Source organism: Asaia sp. SF2.1 (assembly GCF_000505765.1).
GTDB lineage: Bacteria > Pseudomonadota > Alphaproteobacteria > Acetobacterales > Acetobacteraceae > Asaia > Asaia bogorensis.
This window is the reverse complement of the sequence record NZ_AYXS01000004.1, coordinates 67,599-71,301: the sequence shown is the minus strand read 5'-3', so window position 1 is coordinate 71,301 and position 3,703 is coordinate 67,599. Positions and strand designations below refer to the sequence as shown.

4 protein-coding genes are annotated in these 3,703 nt (G+C 59.6%); 1 reads left to right on the top strand and 3 read right to left on the bottom strand.

What is annotated here, in order from left to right:
- The coding region (locus P792_RS36415) for a nitrilase-related carbon-nitrogen hydrolase (protein WP_304412557.1) at nucleotides 1–138 on the bottom strand (138 nt) is incomplete at its 3' end.
- A gap of 171 nt (nucleotides 139–309) precedes the next feature.
- A complete protein-coding gene (locus tag P792_RS24125; RefSeq protein ID WP_023977850.1) occupies nucleotides 310–1,284 on the bottom strand; it encodes a helix-turn-helix domain-containing protein in 975 nt (324 codons plus the stop codon).
- Nucleotides 1,285–1,478: 194 nt separating this feature from the next.
- Between P792_RS24125 and P792_RS24120 the strand changes: the two genes are divergently transcribed.
- Nucleotides 1,479–2,459 (top strand): transporter, encoded by a 981-nt coding sequence (locus P792_RS24120; RefSeq protein WP_023977849.1) that lies wholly within the window; start codon nucleotides 1,479–1,481, stop codon nucleotides 2,457–2,459.
- A gap of 67 nt (nucleotides 2,460–2,526) precedes the next feature.
- On the opposite strand, the gene lldD is transcribed toward P792_RS24120, so the two are convergent.
- The gene (lldD, locus tag P792_RS24115) at nucleotides 2,527–3,669 is read right to left on the bottom strand and encodes an FMN-dependent L-lactate dehydrogenase LldD (protein ID WP_023977848.1); all 1,143 of its coding nucleotides are present in this window, start codon (nucleotides 3,667–3,669) and stop codon (nucleotides 2,527–2,529) included.
- Nucleotides 3,670–3,703: the final 34 nt, after the last annotated feature.

The following is a 3,703-nucleotide window of genomic DNA, read 5'->3' as shown; positions in this document are numbered from 1 at the left end:
GATATGCCACGGATAGCCGGGAATGAAGGTTTCGGGAAAAGCGATCAGCGCGGCGCCAGAGGCGGCGGCCTCCTTGATCAGGGCGATCGTCTTGTCGATGGTGGCATCGAGATCAAGGAAGACCGGGGCTGCCTGCACGACAGCGACCTTGTATCGGGGGTGCTTGAGACTCACTTGCCTGCTCCATCCGTTGATGTCTGATCGGGCGGGAAAAGCCCGGAACGAGATCGATCTTAGGTCGGAACGAATTTCTGTCTTGTCTGGGAGGGAAGCAAAACATGCCTGCCTCTTTTCGCCCTCGCAGAACCCTCAGATGGGCAAGGCGAGCCTGTTCTGGCGGTTATTGCGATAGTCACGCGGCGCACAGCCATGAGCCGCAGAAAAGACCCGACTGAAATGGGCCTGACTGACGAAACCGCTCATACGCGCGATCTCGCCAATCTGGTACCGGTCACGGCTCGGGTCAGAGAGCGCATCACGCGCCCATTCGAGACGACGCTTCATGATATATTCTGCCACCCCCATGCCCTCATCGGCAAAGAGGTCATCGAGATAGCGCGTGGAAATACGAAACTGTTCGGCAAGCATCCTTCGTCCGAGATCCGGGTCACGCAGGCGCATCTCGATGGCATTGCGTATCTGCAGTCCCATGGCCATGCGATGCGATGTGGGCGCCCCTGAGCGATTACCCGAGGCGATCAGCATGGTCGCCACCAGTTCGGCGGCCTGGGCGGTGAGCCTGGACACGAGCATGTCAGGCATAGGCCGCGTGGTGGCCATTAACCCCGTCAGGAAATGACGGGTCAGATCTGCCAGCGGGTTGGAAGCGTCGATCAGGGTCGCGGTAAGATACTCGGCGTGACCGAAGCGCGCATTCAGGGCATCGGTGGGAAGCATGAAGACAATCTGCTCGAAATCCCGGTCGAAACGCAGCGTATAGGGGCGGTTCGTATGATAGAGCGCAAATGTGCCCGGCAGGACAATGGCCTCACGGCCATCCTGCAATACCTGCCCCCTGCCACTGACGCCGAGGCTCAACAGATAATAGGTCTCCTCTGATGCGCTGATCAGGCGGCGCGTGCGCGATACCGACTGTGCGCTGGAACGCACGGTCGAGACACTGCAGTTGTCGAGCGCCAGACGGGTGACGGCCCCCTGAAACCCGGCCTGCTCCGGCTTGCACTCGAGCGGCACAAAAGACCGGCAGACGATATCGTGCCAGAACTCGCCCCCCGCCCGAGGCGGCAGACCGGCAATATCATAGCTCTGCAATACCAGCGGCATGTCATTCTGCCTCCGTCAATGCTGTCATCTGACAGCGTAACCCACCGGTTAACACGACACAAAATGTTCCGGTATCGTTATTGTTCCGCTTTGGAACAATCCGGAGCCTCCGGACAAGAGAAAGCTCTCTTGCAGACAAGAGTTGCCTGCGCCCGGCATGCTGACATTCCCGCTCGATTTCAAGCGGGGGCGAGATGAAACAGATCCTGAAAACCGGCGTGGTCCTCACGCTCTGCCTCAAGGCGTTTGCCCGAAGGACATTCTCCATCGGAACGCTTGCCATTGGGGCGTTCTCTATTAGCGCCTTCAGTCCCGGCATCGTGACGCAAGCGGTTGCGACAGAAGGCGGCCAGACCAACTGGGCCTCGGGCGTGCAGACAATCTACCCAGCCCTGACACCAGCGCCCGGCCAGACGCTGTGGCAGGATTACTTTGTGGTCAATCCGAACGGCGCCTATTCGAGCACAAGTCGGAAGTCTGCTGTGCCAGGCTTCAGGGCAACCGCCATCGCCAATGCTGCCCGACTGTTCCATAGCTGGCACGGCGAGTTTCTGGGCGCCACGATCTCGAGCAGCGCTATTCTAGCGATCAACAGCCTGACACTGCGCGCGGGGGGACAGGGCGGCACGGCTTTCGGCGCCAACTGGCTCTATCTCGCGCCGCTCTATCTCTCATGGCACACACCCAAGCTGCATATCTATCTCGGTGAAGGTGCATTTCTGCCCATTGGCTCCTTCAGCAAGACCGATGTCGTCAGTGAATCAACCCATGTCTTTGGCTTCAATCAGGAGGCCGCCCTGACCTGGATGCCCACAAAACGCTTCGATGTCTCAGCCGAGGGTGAATTGCAGATAAACGCCAAGAACGGGGCCACCGATTACAAATCAGGCAATGTGATCAATATCGACTTCGGGGCAAATTACATGCTCACCCCCGCCCTGCCCCAGCTCCGCCTCGGACTGAACGGCTTCGTGACGTCGCAATTCACCAATGACGTGCAGAACGGGCGGCGTGTCGGCGATGGCAACCGCTTGGCCAAATATGGCCTGGGCCCACAACTGATCTGGTTTTTCAAACCACCCTATGCCGTCGCCCTCAAATGGCAGCACGAGATGGGCGTACAGAACAGCACGCGCGGCGACCGATACTGGGTCCAGTTCCAGATACCGCTCTGAGAAGAGTCTCACCGGTTCCACTTTTCCCTGCCGAGCGCTCATGAGAAAATCAGGAGGAGCAGACAGATCAGCCAAGGGCCCTGACAAGGCTTTCCGATGTGATCTGATCGATGGAACGGGCGCCGGTAAGGGTCATGGCCACACGCAACTCCTTTTCCATCAGGTCGAGCAGCTTCTCCACACCACGCTGACCGTCTGCGGCAAGGGCATATACAAAGGCGCGTCCGAGCAAAACGGCATCGGCGCCAAGTGCGACCATGCGGGCGATATCAAGCCCCGAACGCACACCGGAATCAGCCAGAATAGCCAGTTCACCCTTCACGGCATCGGCGATTGGCGAGAGGGCGCGACAGCTTGAGAGGACACCATCGAGCTGTCGGCCGCCATGGTTGGACACCACAATGCCGTCTGCGCCAAAACGCACGGCGTCACGGGCATCCTCAGGGTCGAGAATGCCCTTGATGAGCATCGGGCCTTTCCAGAAAGTCCGGATCCATTCCAGATCCTTCCAGCTGATCGACGGGTCGAAGTTCTGCGCCAGCCAGCCGATGTAATCCTCGAGACCTGTCGGATTGCCACGATAGGCCGATATATTGCCGAGATCATGAGGCTTGCCTCTGACCCCGACATTCCAAGCCCATTCAGGGTGGAGCACGGCCTGGGCAATGCGCCGTGCTGCGGCATAGGGACCGGACATACCCGAATGCACATCGCGGTATCGTGCCCCCGGTGTCGGCATATCGACCGTGAAGACCAGCGTTGTCACCCCGGCGTCACGCGCGCGCTCCAGCACATTGCGCATGAAGCCTCGGTCCTTGAGCACATAAAGCTGGAACCAGATCGGGGCCGGGCTCTGGCTCTGCACCTCTTCGATCGGGCAGACAGAAACCGTGGAAAGCGTGAAGGGTATGCCCTTGCGCGCCGCTGCCCTGGCGGCCTGAACCTCGCCGCGACGCGCATACATACCTGTCAGACCGACCGGCGCCAGGGCCGCGGGAATGGCAAATTTCTGCCCCAGCAGCGAGACCGATGTGTCCAGACCCGAGACATTGCGCAGCACGCGTTGCCTCAGGGCGACATGGGAGAGATCCGCCTGGTTCCGACGCATCGTATATTCTGCATAGGCCCCCCCATCGATGTAGTGGAACAGGAAAGGCGGCAATTTGCGTCTGGCAGCCTTGCGATAATCCGTCGGGGCGGAAATCAGCATCGGGTCGGACTCCTGAGGTCGTATCGTTACAATT